Annotated in this window: 15 protein-coding genes and 2 pseudogenes; 9 read left to right on the top strand and 8 right to left on the bottom strand. The window is 64.6% G+C overall.

Going from position 1 to position 15,335, the window contains the following annotated elements:
* Positions 1–4: 4 nt before the first annotated feature.
* Positions 5–694, bottom strand: coding sequence for an HAD family hydrolase (locus V1279_RS03780; protein ID WP_334432583.1), 690 nt, complete (start codon positions 692–694; stop codon positions 5–7).
* A 301-nt stretch (positions 695–995) separates the two neighbouring features.
* On the opposite strand from V1279_RS03780, the gene V1279_RS03790 reads away from it, so the two are divergent.
* The 3 genes from V1279_RS03790 to V1279_RS03800 all read left to right on the top strand — a co-directional run bounded on the left by V1279_RS03790 (position 996) and on the right by V1279_RS03800 (position 4,241).
* Complete coding sequence (locus V1279_RS03790; RefSeq protein WP_334432587.1) at positions 996–2,564, top strand: DUF1800 domain-containing protein; 1,569 nt, start codon at positions 996–998, stop codon at positions 2,562–2,564.
* Positions 2,565–2,569: 5 nt separating this feature from the next.
* The gene (locus V1279_RS03795; protein ID WP_442894730.1) at positions 2,570–3,805 is read left to right on the top strand and encodes a DUF1501 domain-containing protein; all 1,236 of its coding nucleotides are present in this window, start codon (positions 2,570–2,572) and stop codon (positions 3,803–3,805) included.
* Positions 3,806–3,878: 73 nt separating this feature from the next.
* Positions 3,879–4,241 carry an endonuclease domain-containing protein gene (locus V1279_RS03800; RefSeq protein ID WP_334432591.1) on the top strand — a complete coding sequence of 121 codons (363 nt, stop codon included), beginning with the start codon at positions 3,879–3,881 and terminating at the stop codon, positions 4,239–4,241.
* A 298-nt stretch (positions 4,242–4,539) separates the two neighbouring features.
* Here V1279_RS03800 and V1279_RS03805 read toward each other — a convergent pair whose 3' ends face one another.
* The 3 genes from V1279_RS03805 to V1279_RS03815 form a co-directional block, all read right to left on the bottom strand.
* A complete protein-coding gene (locus tag V1279_RS03805; protein WP_334432594.1) occupies positions 4,540–5,478 on the bottom strand; it encodes an aldo/keto reductase in 939 nt (312 codons plus the stop codon).
* 281 nt (positions 5,479–5,759) lie between these two features.
* On the bottom strand, positions 5,760–6,221 hold the full coding sequence (locus tag V1279_RS03810; protein ID WP_334432596.1) for a GNAT family N-acetyltransferase: 462 nt from the start codon (positions 6,219–6,221) through the stop codon (positions 5,760–5,762).
* A gap of 116 nt (positions 6,222–6,337) precedes the next feature.
* Entirely contained in the window at positions 6,338–7,150 is an 813-nt protein-coding gene (locus V1279_RS03815) for a PAS-domain containing protein (protein WP_334432598.1), read from the bottom strand.
* Positions 7,151–7,356: 206 nt separating this feature from the next.
* Here V1279_RS03815 and V1279_RS03820 point away from each other — a divergent pair, with 206 nt between their 5' ends.
* Complete coding sequence (locus V1279_RS03820) at positions 7,357–7,707, top strand: DMT family protein (RefSeq protein WP_275190160.1); 351 nt, start codon at positions 7,357–7,359, stop codon at positions 7,705–7,707.
* 21 nt (positions 7,708–7,728) lie between these two features.
* Here V1279_RS03820 and V1279_RS03825 read toward each other — a convergent pair whose 3' ends face one another.
* From V1279_RS03825 to V1279_RS03840, 4 genes and pseudogenes are all read right to left on the bottom strand, one after another.
* Positions 7,729–8,889 carry a PQQ-dependent sugar dehydrogenase gene (locus tag V1279_RS03825; protein ID WP_334432601.1) on the bottom strand — a complete coding sequence of 387 codons (1,161 nt, stop codon included), beginning with the start codon at positions 8,887–8,889 and terminating at the stop codon, positions 7,729–7,731.
* Positions 8,890–8,958: 69 nt separating this feature from the next.
* The gene (locus V1279_RS03830) at positions 8,959–9,132 is read right to left on the bottom strand and encodes a hypothetical protein (RefSeq protein ID WP_334432604.1); all 174 of its coding nucleotides are present in this window, start codon (positions 9,130–9,132) and stop codon (positions 8,959–8,961) included.
* A 206-nt stretch (positions 9,133–9,338) separates the two neighbouring features.
* Positions 9,339–9,992, bottom strand: coding sequence for a glutathione S-transferase family protein (locus tag V1279_RS03835; protein ID WP_334432606.1), 654 nt, complete (start codon positions 9,990–9,992; stop codon positions 9,339–9,341).
* 205 nt (positions 9,993–10,197) lie between these two features.
* Positions 10,198–11,426 (bottom strand): annotated as a pseudogene (locus V1279_RS03840) (glycosyltransferase family 87 protein).
* 190 nt (positions 11,427–11,616) lie between these two features.
* On the opposite strand from V1279_RS03840, the gene V1279_RS03845 reads away from it, so the two are divergent.
* The 5 genes and pseudogenes from V1279_RS03845 to V1279_RS03865 form a co-directional block, all read left to right on the top strand.
* On the top strand, positions 11,617–12,819 hold the full coding sequence (locus tag V1279_RS03845; RefSeq protein WP_334432608.1) for a pyridoxal phosphate-dependent aminotransferase: 1,203 nt from the start codon (positions 11,617–11,619) through the stop codon (positions 12,817–12,819).
* Positions 12,820–13,020: 201 nt separating this feature from the next.
* Positions 13,021–13,536: a DUF992 domain-containing protein gene (locus tag V1279_RS03850; RefSeq protein ID WP_334432610.1), complete on the top strand. Its 516-nt coding sequence runs from the start codon at positions 13,021–13,023 to the stop codon at positions 13,534–13,536.
* A 212-nt stretch (positions 13,537–13,748) separates the two neighbouring features.
* Positions 13,749–14,225: a DUF992 domain-containing protein gene (locus tag V1279_RS03855; protein ID WP_334432612.1), complete on the top strand. Its 477-nt coding sequence runs from the start codon at positions 13,749–13,751 to the stop codon at positions 14,223–14,225.
* Between the two features lie 100 nt (positions 14,226–14,325).
* Positions 14,326–15,150 carry an alpha/beta fold hydrolase gene (locus V1279_RS03860; RefSeq protein WP_334432614.1) on the top strand — a complete coding sequence of 275 codons (825 nt, stop codon included), beginning with the start codon at positions 14,326–14,328 and terminating at the stop codon, positions 15,148–15,150.
* Positions 15,144–15,300: pseudogene (locus V1279_RS03865) on the top strand (DUF992 domain-containing protein); the annotation flags it as partial. The gene V1279_RS03860 and the pseudogene V1279_RS03865, both read left to right, overlap by 7 nt.
* Positions 15,301–15,335 lie beyond the last annotated feature (35 nt).

Here is a 15,335-nt window from a genome sequence, read left to right on the forward strand (position 1 = left end):
ACGGCTAGGACGAGCGGCGTTCAAACCCGCCGCGCTCGCGCAGCACCTCGAGCACGGCGCCGAGGTCGGGCACAATAGCGGCGCATCGCGCGCGCGACTCTTCCGTCGGCGTCACCATGTCAGGCACCATGATCGTAATCGCGCCGGCGGCGTGGGCAGCGGTCACGCCGTGATTGGAATCCTCCACCGCCACGCAAACTTCCGGCTTCAGGCTGAACCGCGCCGCCGCCAGAAGATAGAGATCGGGGCTCGGCTTGCCGCGCGCGACGTCGTCGCAGGTCAGGAGCGTTTCGAAGCGGTGGCGAATGCCTGCAAGCCGCAGATGCGAATCGGCCGTGCGCAGCGACGAGGAGGTGACGATCGCCATCGGGCATTCGGCGCCTTGCAGCGCATCCAGCAGTTCGACCGCGCCGCTTTTCAGCGGCAGGCCAAGCTTAAGAATTTGATCGCGGTTGCTGACGAAAGCCCTGCTGATCTCCGCAAGCGGAAAGCTTTCCCCATAGCGCGCGTGCAGCATGGCCTCGCATTCCGGACCGGGAAGACCGACCATCGCCTGGCACAGCGTTACAGTATCGTCGGTGTAGCCATGCGTCTTCAGCGCCGCGACCAGGCTGTCGAGATAGACGCGCTCGGTGTCGAGCAGCGTGCCGTCCATGTCGAGCAGGACGGCGCCGACATTCCATTTGCCGGTCACGTCGCACCTGCGCCTGCGCGCTGTTCTGCGAGTTTGCGCAGGCAGGCCGGACAGAGACAATCGCTGCCGTCCACCGGCATCGGCAGGCGGAACGCTTCGTCGGAACACCAGCACGGCCCCGACAAACTGCAATTGAATTCAGCGCCGCAGCCGGCGCAGGCGAGGCGGCGGGAAGGCTGATTTTCTAACCGATTTGTCATGAATCGGACGGCATCCCTAAGTGGAATTAATCTCGGGTTCACGGTGAAGCGCGGTATAATCAGTGGCAATATACGCCCGCGAAAGACCCAAGGGAAATCCGATGGCCCGCGATTCGCAAGCCGCCCTCGTTGCGCTCAATCGCTTCGGACTAGGCGCGCGCGGCGGGGCGTCCGGCGATTTTCCCAATGCGGCCTCCGATCCGCGCGGCTTCGTCAAGGCAGAACTCGCCCGGCCCAATGGCGTGCTGCTCGAAGTGCCGGGATTGCAGTCGACACCGGCGCTCGGCAAGGCCGTGTTCGACTATCAGTTCGAGATTCAGCAGGCCCGCGATGCAGCTGCCAAGCAGGCCACGCCGGCGCCCGCCACCGAAGGTCAACCGCCAGCGGATGCGAAGGCGCAGCGGCGGAACCTTTCGCTCAACAGCATCGCCATGGATATGGCGCCCAGAGAACCGTCAAAGGAACCGCCGGCGAAGCCGCCGGAAAATCCCGATGCGGCCATGACGCCCACTGAGACGATGCGGCCCAATGCGCCAAAACCGCCACCGCCGCCGCTGAACGTCATCCAGAAGACCTTTCGCGCCGAGGCGCTGGCGCGGCTGCAACGCGCCATCATGGCCGATTGCGGATTTGGCGAGCGGCTGGTGGTGTTCTGGTCCAATCATTTCTGCATTTCCGCCAACAAGGGCGGGCCGGCGCGGATGTGGGCCGGCTCGTTCGAGCGCGAGGCGATCCGCCCCTATGTGCTCGGGCGTTTCGCCGACATGCTGAAGGCGGTCGAGCAGCATCCGGCGATGCTGTTCTTTCTCGACAACCAGCAATCGCTGGGCCCGGATTCGCGCGCCGGGAAAAACCGCAACCGGGGACTGAACGAAAACCTCGCCCGCGAAATCCTCGAACTGCATACGCTCGGCGTCGGCGGCGGCTATTCGCAGGACGACGTGACGTCGCTGGCAAACATCATCACGGGCTGGACCTACGCTGGGAGGCTGGGCCAGTTGGGGCCGCCCGGCAGCTTCGTGTTCAACGCCAATGCGCATCAGCCGGGTGCGCAGCGGGTAATGGGAAAAATCTACGACGCTCCCGGCGTCGCGCAGGGCGAAGCGGTGCTGACCGATATCGCGCGGCATCCCTCGACCGCGAAATTCATTGCCGGCAAATTCGCGCGTCACTTCGTGGCCGACGATCCGCCACCGGGATTGGTGGCACGGCTCGCCGGTGTCTTCACGAAAACCGACGGCGATCTCAAGGCGCTGGCGACAGCGCTGGTGGATTCCGATGACGCCTGGAAGGCGCCGCTTGCGAAGATGCGCTCGCCTTACGAATTTCTGGTCGCGGCCGGCCGGTTGTTGGCGCAGATCCCGAACGATCCCGGCCGCTATCTCTCCGGCCTCAACGCGCTGGGCCAGCCGCTGTGGGCGCCCGCCGGGCCGAACGGTTTTCCCGATACGAACGCCGCCTGGGCGGCGCCGGAAGGCATCAAGCTGCGGCTCGATCTATCAGCGCAGATCGCCTCACGGCTCGCCGACGGCGTCGATCCGCGCGACCTGCTCGAACTCGTTGCCGCGGATGCGGCATCATCAGAGACACGACGAACCGTCGAGCGCGCGGAATCGCGGCAGCAGGCGCTGGCGCTGTTGCTGATGTCGCCGGAATTCCAGAGGAGATGACATCCATGGAAACGACAATGGGTTGCTGTGAAAGCCTGGCGTCATCGGTAATCTCGCGGCGTGGCGTGTTGCTCGGCGGCGCCTCCTTTGCGGCATGGGCCTACTTGCCGAAATTTGCGCGCGCCGCCGACGGCCGCGATCCGCGGCTGGTGGTCGTCATCCTGCGCGGCGCGCTGGACGGGCTCGCCACTGTCGCGCCGATCGGCGATCCCGATTATGCCGGCCTGCACGGTGCGATCGCGTTGTCGTCGAGCGGCCCGAACGCGGCTTTGCCGCTCGACAATTTCTTTTCGCTGCATCCGGCGATGCCGGAATTTTCGCGGATGTATCGCGAGAAGAAGGCTGCCGTGATTCACGCGGTGGCGACGTCCTATCGCGACCGTTCGCATTTCGACGGCCAGGACGTGCTCGAGAGCGGCTTTGCAGGTCCCGGCCGGGTGCAGTCCGGCTGGCTCAACCGCGCGCTGGAAGGCCTGCCGAAAGGCGAGCGGGTGACGAGCGCGCTGGCGGTCGGCCCGACCACGCCGCTGGTGCTGCGTGGTGCTGCGCCAACCGTCGGCTGGGCGCCGGTCGCGGTGCCGCAGGCTGCGGAAGATACGGCGATGCGGCTCCTCGAACTTTATCAGCACCGCGATCCCGCGCTGGCGAGCGCGTTGAAGCAGGGCCTCGCTCTCGACAAGGCCGCGCAAGGCGACGACATGAAGCCGAAGCCCGGCACCACTGGCGCCGGCGCGATGCGGCTGGTGGCGCGCGGCGCCGCAAAACTGATGGCCGCCGACGACGGTCCGCGGATCGGTGCGCTCGCTTTCGACGGCTGGGACACGCACGCCAACGAAGGCGGGCCGGTCGGGCGGCTGGCGCAACTGCTCGGCGGTCTCGACGGCGCGCTGGCGGAGTTCGAAACCGGGCTGGGACCACGCTGGCGCGACACCGTAATTGTGGTCGCCACCGAATTCGGCCGCACCGCGCGCATCAACGGCACGCAGGGCACCGATCACGGCACCGGCACCATCGCGCTGCTCGCCGGCGGCGCGGTGAAAGGCGGGCGCGTGATCGCGAACTGGCCGGGGCTGAAGCCCGCCAACCTCTATCAGGGCCGCGATCTCGCGCCGACCACCGATCTGCGTGCGGTGATGAAGGGCGTGCTGAAGGATCAGTTCGGGCTGGCGGAACGCGTGCTGGCGGAGTCCGTGTTCCCGGACAGTGCTGGAGTGAAGCCGATGCAGGGGTTGGTGGGGTAGGTACCTAAACCTCTCCCCGCCCTTTTGCGGGGAGAGGTCGGATTGCGAAGCAATCCGGGTGAGGGGCAGGACAATGCGCGGCCGCAATGAAAAAACCATCCGAATCGCAAGACGGCTGCGCGTCAATCAGACAGACGCGGAAACGGTACTCTGGAATCGCATCCGCAACCGGCAGATCGACGGACACAAGTTCGCACGGCAAGTACCCATCAGCGGTTACATCTGCGACTTCGTTTGCCGTGAACTCAATCTGATTGTCGAGGTCGATGGCGGACAGCACAATGAATCAGCGGTGGATGCCGTGCGCGATCGTCGTTTGACCGATGACGGCTACAGGGTGCTTCGCTTCTGGAATAATGACGTGCTCGGCAATACCGACGGCGTTCTGACGACGCTTCAAGCGGAACTCTCGGATCGAGCCTCTCGCTTCTCTTAACCTCGCCCCGCTTGCGGGGAGAGGTCGGCGCGAAGCGCCGGGTGAGGGGGTACAGGTCTCACGTCGTTCAGAACTCGCGGAGGGAGCCCCTCACCCCAACCCTCTCCCCGCAAGAGGCGGGGAGAGGGAGCGGAGAGAGCGAGCCTCTTCAACCTCGCCCCGCTTGCGGGGAGAGGTCGGTGCGAAGCGCCGGGTGAGGGGGTACAGGTCTAACGTCGTTCAGAACTCGCGGAGGGAGCCCCTCACCCCAACCCTCTCCCCGCAAGAGGCGGGGAGAGGGAGTGGAGAGAGCGCCTCATCACTTCGTAATCCCGTCGATCTCCGCCAACTCCTCCGCGCTCAGTGTCCAGCCGATCGCTTTCACGTTCTGCTCGACCTGTTCGACACGCGTCGCGCCGGCGATGACGCTCGAGATTTGCGGGCGCGATGCCAGCCAGGAGAAGGCGAGCTCCAGCATGGTGTGGCCGCGGGCCTGCGCAAACGCCTGCAGTTTTTCGACGATGTCTTCATTACGCGGGGTGACGTAGCGGTCCTTCAACGCAGGCGCCTTGGCGAAGCGGGTGTCGTCGGGGACGGCGGCGCCGCGCTTGTACTTGCCGGTGAGGAGGCCGCTCGCCAGCGGGAAGAACGGCAGCAGGCCGAGCCGGTATTCCGTTGCTGCGGGTAGCAGGTCCTTCTCGATGCCGCGCACCACGAGGCTGTATTCGTCCTGGCAGGAGACGAAGCGGTTGACGTTCATCTGCCGCGCCAGCATTTCCGCTTCCGCGATCCGCCACGCCGGAAAGTTCGAATTGCCGATGTAGCGGACCTTGCCCTGGCGGACGAGGTCGTCCAGCGCGCGCAGCGTCTCTTCCATCGGCGTCAAGGAATCGTAGTCATGCTGCTGGTAGAGATCGATGTAGTCGGTCTTCAGCCGCGTCAGGCTGGCCTCGACCGCGGACATGATGTAGCGGCGCGAGGCGCCCTGCCTGGTGCCGTCATTGCTCATGGGTTTGGCATATTTCGTCGCCAGCACGATGTCCTTGCGGCGGTCGCCGAGGACGGTGCCCAGCACGGTCTCGGAGCCGCCCATGCCGGCATAGATGTCGGCGGTGTCGAACAGGGTGATGCCGAGGTCGATCGCCTTGTGGATCACCTTGCGCGAGGTTTCCAGATCGGTGCGCTGGCCGAAATTGTTGCAGCCGAGGCCGACGGCGGAAACGCGCAGGCCGGAGCCGCCGAGGTTGCGAATTTGCATGGATCGATCCTGTGGGATGGTCGCGGGAGGGAGCGCATTGTGGCCCGCGCCACTTCGCCCCGCAAGCAGCGGTACGATCGGCCGCCACGCTTGGCAGCCATGCGGCACAAAAAGATGCGGCCCCGGTCAGACGCGGCGACTGACGGGGGCCGCTTGGGGCGCGTGATCCGAGACGGGGGGCTGATCAGACGCGGGCGCAGGCTAGCCGCGCTTTGTTACGCCGCCGTGACATCAGGACTTATCCACAGCCGGCCCGATGGGCACGTCTTCACGAAAGCGTGTCAGAACAGCTTGCGGTAAACGACGAAGCCGGAACGCTCCGCCACCTTGTCGTAAAGCTGCATCGCGGTGTGGTTGGTCTCGTGGGTCTGCCAATAGACGCGGGAAGATCCCGCGAGCTTCGCCTGGTCGTACACGCCGTTGATCAAGGCGCGGCCGACGCCCTTGCCGCGCGCCGCCACGTCGGTGAAGAGGTCCTGCAGATAGCACGTCGGCTCGATCGCGGTGGTGCTGCGGTGAAACAGATAGTGCGTCAACCCAAGCAGTTCGCCGCCGCTCTCGGCGACCAGCGCATGCACCGGCTCGTAGGCGTCGAAGAAACGCGCCCACGTCATCGCCGTGATCTCGGGCGCAAGCGCGGTCGGCCCCGAGCGGCCGTAGAAGGCGTTGTAGCCTTCCCACAGCGGAAGCCATCGCCCGTAGTCCTGACGGGTGACGAAGCGGATGGTGAGGTCGCCGGACATTAAGCGATTCCGTTTTGCTGGGGAGATGACGCGTCGGGACGCGCGGGAGAAGCCTGTGCATTACTACAGACAGGGCAGAAAGGATCAATGTCGCAATAGCGCCGGCGTTGCCGCCGTTATTCCGCGGCGCCGAGGTGGTGGGCAAGGCTGCGATAGCTGCCGCGTAACGCGCGGTAGTAGTCGGCGCTGTCGGGATCGTCGCTGTGGCGAACGAGGTCGGTGACCGGTGTATAGCTCAGCATGCGTCCGCCATCGGGCAGCGCCGTGCAGATGAAGCGCAGCACCTGTCCGTCGGCGAGATTGATGTTGATCGGAGTGGAATCGCCCGTCCGGATCATTTCGGTGCGCTTGGCAATGAACGCGCTCAGCTCGTCCTCAGGCAGTTGCCAGGCGCCGGTGTCGCGGCCGTGATACATAAGCGCGATGAAGGGCGGCTTGCTGTCGGCCTGCTCGTCCGACAGCGCGAAATAATCGCGGAAGGCGCGGTTGATGAATTCGGCGCGGGTATCGGCATCGAGCAGCACGATGCCGATATCGACCTGATCGAGCGCAGCCGACAGGCGGTCGGCGGTGGCATGATGCTTCTTGTCCCATGCGAACGCATCGACCCATTTCTGCCGCAACAGGCCGGTGATGAGCGCGGTGCCGCCGGCGGTGACTGCCAGCAGCAGCATGCGCGCCAGGTCCGACATGTCGTAACCAGGCGCGGCGCGGTGATTGAGGAAGAACAGCGCGGAAGATGCCACCGCAATGGCGGCGCTGGCCATGCCGGAGACGATGCCGCTGACGGAGGCGGCAAGCGCGACGATGCAGACGAACAGCGGCGCGGGATTGGGGACCGGAACGAAATGTCGGTCGACCAGGAAGGCGACCAGCGCCGTCACTATCGTAAGAGCCGGACCGGAGATTGCGCGCCAGTTCAACTGCATGCCCGTTCTCGCCACTTGCCGGGAATAAGACGCAAGCATGCCTGATTGTTGCGATTGTGCACGCCTTTCTGCCGCCAGTCTTAAGAGAGCGTTGCGCGGATGCAGCGGGCTTTCGCATTCTTGAAATCAAATGATATTCGAATGCCCGAGAAGCGGGTTACGAAGCCCGCTGGTCAGGCCGAACGACATTTTGCAAGAGGACATCGATGCCCACTGTTTCCCCGACGCTGTTGCCAATCCTGATGCTGTTTGCCTCCAACGTCTTCATGACCTTTGCCTGGTACGGCCACCTGAAATTCAAGGAGAGCCCGCTGGCGCTGGTCGTGCTGGCGAGCTGGGGGATCGCCTTCGTCGAATACTGGCTGGCGGTGCCAGCCAACCGCTGGGGCAGCGCGGTGTACTCGGCGGCGCAACTCAAGACCATGCAGGAGGTGATCACGCTGGTGGTGTTCGCCTGCTTCTCGGTGCTCTATCTGAAGGAGCCGCTGGCGTGGAATCACGCGCTCGGCTTCGCCTGCATCGCCTTCGGCGCGTTTCTAATCTTTCACAAATGGTGAGCGCTTTTGCGCAGATCATCGTCACTTCGCGGCCGGCGTCACCCGCAATACCCGTCCGTTCGAACTATCTGTGAGCAGCCACAGCGCGCCGTCCGGTCCCTGGCGGACGTCCCTGATACGCTCGTGCAGGTTCTCCAGCAGGCGTTCCTCCGACGTTACGGCGTTTCCGTTCAGCGTCAGCCGCACCAGCATCGCGCTGCGCAACGCGCCGGTGAACAGGCTGCCGTTCCATTTCGGAAACAGCTTTCCGGTGTAGAAGGCCATGCCGGACGGCGCGATCGACGGCACCCAGTATTTGAGCGGCTGCTCCATGCCGTCCTTGGTCGTGCTGTTGTGGATTTTCGCGCCGGAGTAATCGATGCCGTAGCCGATCACCGGCCAGCCGTAATTCTTGCCCTTGCCGACAACATTGACCTCGTCACCGCCGCGCGGGCCATGCTCGATTTCCCAGGGCTCACTGGTCGTCGGATTGATCGCAAGTGCCTGTATGTTGCGGTGCCCGTAACTCCAGATTTCCGGCTTGGCATCGGCGCGGCCCGCGAACGGATTGCCCGGGGGTACCGATCCGTCGGGCGCGATACGGACTATCTTGCCGAGATGGTTGCCGAGATTCTGCGCTTGGTCGCGGTAGGTGAAGTGATCGCCGAGCGCCACGAACAGATTGCCGTCGTCGGCCTGTGCGATGCGGCAGCCATAGTGATTTCCCGAAGACAGCGGCCCTTGCTGGCGGAAGATGATCTTGACCTCGTCGAGGCGGCCGTTGCCGTCGTTCAGTTTGGCGCGCGCAGTCGTGGTGCGCCCGCCGCCCTCGGTGCGTTCGGCGAAGCAGAAATAGAGGGTCCTATTCTGCGCAAAGGATTTGTCGATGATAACGTCATGCAGGCCGCCTTGGCCCGAGGCCCAAACGTCAGGCACGCCCTTGAGCGGCGGCGAGACCTGTCCTTCCGCGCTGACGATGCGCATGCGGCCCGCCCGCTCGGTCACCAGCATCTTGCCGTCGGGCAGGAACGCCAGCGCCCAGGGATTAGCGAGGCCCCTGGCGATGGTCCGGACTTCGAGTTCGCCCGCCGACGAACCAAATGCTTGCTCCTGGCCGCGGGTGCCGGTGGCGATCAGGAACGAGACTGCGAGCAGGATCGCGACCGCCAGGGCGGCGGTCACAAGGCCGACAGGTGTTTTCATCCTGGTCGTCCAGTCGCGATGCCGATCATCGCGCGTTCGCTAATGATGCAAACAAAAAGGACGCAACTGTCACGGAATGGGCATTGCGACGGTGGCCTTGATCGACAGCACCGTCAGGGTGACCATGACACAAAGCGATAGCGTGCCGATCGCGAGCGAGGTGGCGATGGCACCAAGTAATCGGGAAGAAGCGACGGGCGCTCGGCTGCTCTCGAAGCCGACCGCGCCGGATGACCGCATCATTGGCCTAAATCCTTGTAACGCGGGACGAATCACCCGCGACTCACGCGACGTCAGGAAAACCTTGCAATGATCGCCGGCAACATTGCGGCGCCCCGGCCCCTGAAGATGGCGGAATCGCGGCAAAGGTTAAGTTTATACCCGCTATTGTTAACCTTTGGCGGCAAGCTCGCGCGAAAGTGAGGAGGCTGGCTGTAGGCGCGGCGGCGTTATGCGCCGGCGGCGACGCTGGCCTGGTCGTCGACCTCGGCCTCCGGCCGCCAGTCCATGGTCACGAAGCCGGGGGTCTGCTCGACCCGCCGCAGCCAGGCGCGGATGGCCGGGAAGGTTGCCAGATCGTAGTCGCAGCGGTCGGCGAGGTGGGTGTAGCCGTACAGCGCGATATCGGCGACCGTCAGTTGTCCCGCGGCGAAATAGGCGCAGCTCTTGAGATGGTTTTCCATCACCTGCAGCGCGGCATAGCCGCGCTCCATCCAGTCCTCCAGTGCATGCGTCTGCAGGTCGCGGCCGCCCTTGACCAGCGACAGCCAGAAATAGGCGGCGCCGATATTGGGCTCGAGCGCGTGCTGCTCGAAGAACATCCACTGCAGCGCTTCGGCGCGCTCGACCCGCGACTCCGGGGCCAGCGAAGTGCCGCCGCAGACATACCAGAGGATGGCGTTGGACTCGGCGAGATAGCGTCCGTTGGCGACTTCCAGCAGCGGCACCTGTCCGCTGGGATTCTTCTCCAGGAAATCCGGCGTGCGGCTTTCGCCTCGGAGAATGTCGACTTCGATCGCCTGATACGGCGCGTTGAGCAGCGCCAGCGCAAGGCGGACCTTGTAGCTGTTGCCGGAGCGCTGCATCGAATAGAGCTTGTACATCGTCTTTTGGAATTTCACTCGGTCAGGGGAAGCACGCACGCTGGAGCACGAACGCTGCGGACGCAAGGCTTTCGCGCCGCAACGCGGCTAAACAATGATGCCGTTATGAACGCGTCGCAAGACCCGCGGAATGGAAAAAGTCGAAAACCTCTACCGCACTGCACGCGCGCAGAATGATTCCATCAACACATCGGAACAAGTTAGATCACGCTTGCGCGACGCGGTGTGCGCCAACCGCATGGCTCGCGCGATCGAGTGCCGCGCGCCGCAAGACGAAGGCATAGAGGGCCAACTCGACGAATAGCCCCAGGGGTATGAAGGTGACCCCGGCGATGCTGCGCGACAACAGCGGCACGATCCAGGCCGCGGCGAGCAGGCTGATCTCGAAATCGCGAAAGCCGTGGCGCAGACCATGCCGCGCAACGAATGCGATCGCGACCGCGAGCGCCACGAGGTCATAGTCGAGCACATAGCGCGTCGCGAGCAGGCTGCCCAGCGCCAGCGCCGCGGCCTTGAGTTCGAAGGCAGCATCGCTGTGCCACAGCCAGGCCAGCGTAGCGGCGAGCATGGCGAGCAACGAGGCCTGCACCGCATAGGCGATAGGCACGCTCGCGCCCCACGCCCGGACGGCCGAGAAGATCGACTGGATCTTCTGCCAGCCGGTGCCGCCCTGTTCGAGCACGATCGTTTGCGTGAAATTCATCGAGTCGGCGAAGGCGTGCCAGATGCCGCTGCCGAGCAGCGCGAAGCTGACCGCGACCAGCGCTGCAACGGTGGCCGCCGCCGCGCCGATCGTGCGCCACCGTCCGCCCGCCAGAAGCGCGATCGGAATCAGGACGCCGAACTGCGGCTTGTAGGCCAGCAGGCCGATCAGCACGCCGGCAAGCCATGGCCTGCGATCGAGCCAGTGCAGCGCGCCGCCAAGCAGGGCCGCGGTGAGGAATCCATTCTGGCCGTGGCCGACATTGACAAACACGGCCGGGAAGGCGGCGGCGACCAGCAGCGTTTCCTAACGCGGCAGGATGGCGCGGACCGCTGCGAGGTAGGCCGCAAAACTCGCCACCAGCCAGATCGCCAGGCCCCACGCGTAGGAACGGCGGCGACGAGAACGGCAATCGCGAAGAAGAACGGCGGATAGTGCCAGCCATAGAACGGCACCTCGCGGCCGTCGAATACCGCCTTCTCCGCCGCGTGCTGGAGCGCGGGGGCGTAAGCCTCCGCCGAGCGGCCCTGCCAGGTCAGCGTGCCTGCCGCATAGACGTTGGAAAAATCGGTGCCGATCGGCTTGCCGCTGCGGTCGATCAGGCCGTCGGAAACCGCGAACCATCCGGCGAACAACAGGACCGAGAGGCCGAGCAGGATCAGGCTGTAGCAGCGCATTCGCGCCGCCGTCAGCCACTCGCCGGTTCGCAGCCCTTGCCAGATATGAGTCATTTCACCGCTGGATTTTACGAATATTGCGCCGCATTGCTCCGACCGTACCGAGCCCGCTTTAACGTTCCCTAAAGTTGGGCCTTATCCGGGCAAGCTTCTTGCGATGCAGCGCGCCGCGTCTTAGGGTACGCCGATCCCATCAGAAAGAGTCGTGGATTCCAGTGTTCACGGCGTTTGCCAGGAGATGATGATGCCCTTCCTGTCCGCCTCGCTCGCCCGTGTGAAGCCGTCCGCGACGATCGCGGTCACGGACAAAGCGCGCGCGCTGAAAGCGGCGGGCCGCAACGTCATTGGCCTCGGCGCCGGCGAGCCGGATTTCGACACGCCCGCCAACATCAAGCTGGCGGCGATCCGCGCCATCGAGGCCGGCAAGACCAAGTATACCGACGTCGGCGGCATTCCCGAGCTGAAGGAGGCGATATCAGCCAAGTTCCAGCGCGAGAACGGCCTGACCTACAAGCCGAACCAGATCATCGTCGGCACCGGCGGCAAGCAGGTGCTCTACAACGCGCTGATGGCGACGCTTAACCCCGGCGACGAGGTCATCATCCCTGCGCCGTACTGGGTCAGCTATCCCGAGATGGTGGCGCTGGCCGGCGGCGAGTCGGTGCCGGTGGTGTGCCCGGCGTCGAGCGGCTTCAAGCTGCGCCCCGAAGACCTGGAAAAGGCGATCACGCCGAAGACCAAATGGATCATCCTGTGCTCGCCGTCGAACCCGACCGGCGCCGCCTACACGCGCACCGAGCTGAAGGCGATCACCGACGTGCTGGTGAAGCATCCGCATGTCTGGGTGATGACCGACGACATGTACGAGCACCTGGTCTATGACGACTTCCAGTTTGCAACGCCGGCGCAGGTCGAGCCGAAATTGTACGAGCGCACGCTGACGGTGAACGGCGTGTCGAAAGCCTATTGCATGACCGGCTGGCGCATCGGCTATGCCGGCGGCCCCGCCGACCTGATCAAGGCGATGGCGACGATCCAGTCGCAGTCGACCTCGAACCCGTCGTCGATCGCGCAGTGGGCTTCCGTCGAGGCGCTGAACGGTCCGCAGGACTTCATCCCCGTGCACAACAAGGTGTTCAAGGAGCGTCGCGACCTCGTGGTCTCGATGCTCAACCAGGCCAAGGGCATCGACTGCCCGCGGCCGGAGGGCGCTTTCTACGTCTATCCGTCCTGCGCCGGCACCATCGGCAAGACCTCGCCATCAGGCAAGGTGATCGCCAATGACGAAGACTTCGTCACCGAGCTGTTGGAGAGCGAAGGCGTCGCTGTCGTGCAGGGTTCTGCGTTCGGGCTTGGACCGGCGTTCCGGATTTCCTACGCGACCAAAACCTCCGACCTCGAAGACGCCTGCAAGCGCATCCAGCGCTTTTGTGGCAATTTGAGATAAGAAGCGTTTCAGTAGAAGCCTGTCCCGCACTTGATGCGGGATGGCTTTTCGGTTCGCGTCAAAAAAGCGTGTCAAATCACAACAGGTCGTGATCGCCTGATGTTTTGACGGCTTCTTGAGGAAGCGCCATGTTTTCGACACGGCGCTTCCATCCTGTCCGCTCCGCTGAATTTGTTCATCAACATGCGGAGACTGGGATACATGCGACTCCTGACATTGACACTCGCCACGCTTTCGCTGCTGGCGCCGCTCGCAAGCGCTGACGCGGCGCCAGCGGTTCGCGCCGGCATCCTGCAATGCCAGGGCGGCCAGAATGTCGGCTTCGTGGTCGGCTCGGTGACGAGCCTCGAATGCGTGTTCCGCAGCGAAGGCCGCCGGCCTGAACCCTACATCGCCAGGGTGCAGCGCATCGGTCTCGATCTCGGCGTCACCGAGCAGACGCAGTTGTCCTGGGCGGTCAGTGCGCCGAACAGCCGGCTCGGGCGCGGCGAACTCGCCGGCAGCTATGGCGGCGTCGGCGCCAATGCATCGATCGGCGTCGGCGGCGGCGGCAATTTCCTGGTTGGCGGTCCCGCCAACGCCTACGCGCTGCAGCCGATCAGCGTGCAGGGACAGACCGGGCTGAACGTTGCCGCTGGCATCGCAGGCGTCGAGCTGCAGCCATTCTACGGCAACGGCCCGCGCCGGCACGTGCGCCGCCATCGTCACCGCGGCTGAGGATGACACGTCGAGGAAGAGGCCCGCGCAAGCGGGCCTTTTTTGTTGAGTTCGATTCGTCATTCCGGGCTCGCGCTCTGCGCGCCCCGGAATGACGGTAGTGGTGATTCTGGCACGGCCTGTGATGTTATGGCATAGAACGCCGAGCGCCGCGGGCACGGCCTTGTTTCATGCTCTGCTCGCATCACCGTTTTTCAGCCGGAGATTTCTTCATGCGTCGTTTCCTCATCCTTGCCGCGCTCGCCACGCTGGCTTCGTCGATCGGCGGCGCCCATGCGCAGCAGGCGCAGCGCGTGCAGGTCGGCGTGCTGGAGTGCCGCGGCGGCGCCAGCGTCGGCTTCATCGTCGGTTCCGTCACCCATCTCGGCTGCGTGCTGCGCGCCGAAGGGATGCCCGAGGATCGCTATGTCGCCACCATCCGGAAAGTCGGGCTCGATCTCGGCATCACCCAGGAATCGGCGCTGGCCTGGGGCGTGTTCGCACCTGTAGCCCGCCTCGGGCCGGGCGGCCTTTCCGGCGACTATGTCGGCGCGCAGGGCAGCGCGACGCTCGGCGTCGGTGTCGGCGGCAACATGCTCGTCGGCGGCTCCGCCAATTCGATCGCGCTGCAGCCCTTGAGCGTGCAGGGCCAGGTTGGCGTCAGCATTGCTGCCGGATTGGAAAGCCTGGAACTCCGGCCGGGGCGTTAATCGAGGCGGCTTCTTTCCGGCCTGTCTTTTTCCGCGCATATCGTTGCGCTCACGCGGGCTGCTTGCTGGCCGCCCCCTCCGGCACCGGCTAGCATGAATCATGAGTTCGAATCATCAGATTGCGTCCGGCCAAGCCAGGCTGGCTGCGAAGGTCGTCGGCCATGGCGACCCTGTTGTCTTTCTGCACGCCGCAGTCTGCGATAGCCGCATGTGGCGCGCGCAACTGGATGCCGTCGGCGCAAGCAACAAGGCGATCGCATATGATCGGCGGGGCTTTGGCGAGACTCGCGCGGAAAAGGAGGACTTTTGTGCAGTCGCGGATTTACTGGCGGTGATTGATGCCGTCGGGAACGGCGCGCCGACGATCCTTGTTGGATGCTCTCAGGGTGGACGGATCGCGCTCGACACTGCGCTTCTGCATCCATCCTATGTCCGCGCTCTCGTTCTCATTGCGCCCGCCGTGAGCGGCGCGCCTGAGCCGACCTATCCGCCTGACATCGAGGGCCTGATGGCCAGGCTTAAGGACGCCGAACAAGCCGGCGATTTGGATCGCGTAAACGCAATCAAGGCTCATCTTTGGCTGGATGGTCCACTGCAGCCCGAGGGGCGTGTCACGGGCGAGGCGCGCCGGCTGTTCCTCGACATGAACGCCATTGCGCTGCGATCGCCGCCGATCGGGTCGAACCTCGATGTCGCGCCCGCCTTCGATCGTCTCGGCGAGATATCGGCGCCATCGCTTGTGATCTGGGGTGACCTCGATTTCCCGCACATTCAGGAGCGATGCCGTCATATGGCTGCGACAATGTCGAACGGGGCGGGCCATATGTTGACCGGCACCGCCCATCTGCCGAGCCTGGAGCGGCCGACTGAGATCACAGGCCTCCTTGCGGAGTTCATCGATGGCTGTTCCGACCACCAGGCATAGCAAGCGCGGCGCAGGGCAGCGCCATGCTCGGTGTTGGCGGTCGGCGGCTCCGCCAATTCGATCGCGCTGCAGCCTTTGAGCGTGCAGGGCCAGGTTGGCGTCAGCATTGCTGCCGGATTGGAAAGCCTGGAACTCCGGCCGGGGCGTTAATTCTTCGCTAGCGCTTCGATCGCGCTCTCGATGCA

The sequence above is a fragment of the Bradyrhizobium sp. AZCC 1610 genome (genome assembly GCF_036924515.1).
Taxonomy (GTDB): domain Bacteria; phylum Pseudomonadota; class Alphaproteobacteria; order Rhizobiales; family Xanthobacteraceae; genus Bradyrhizobium.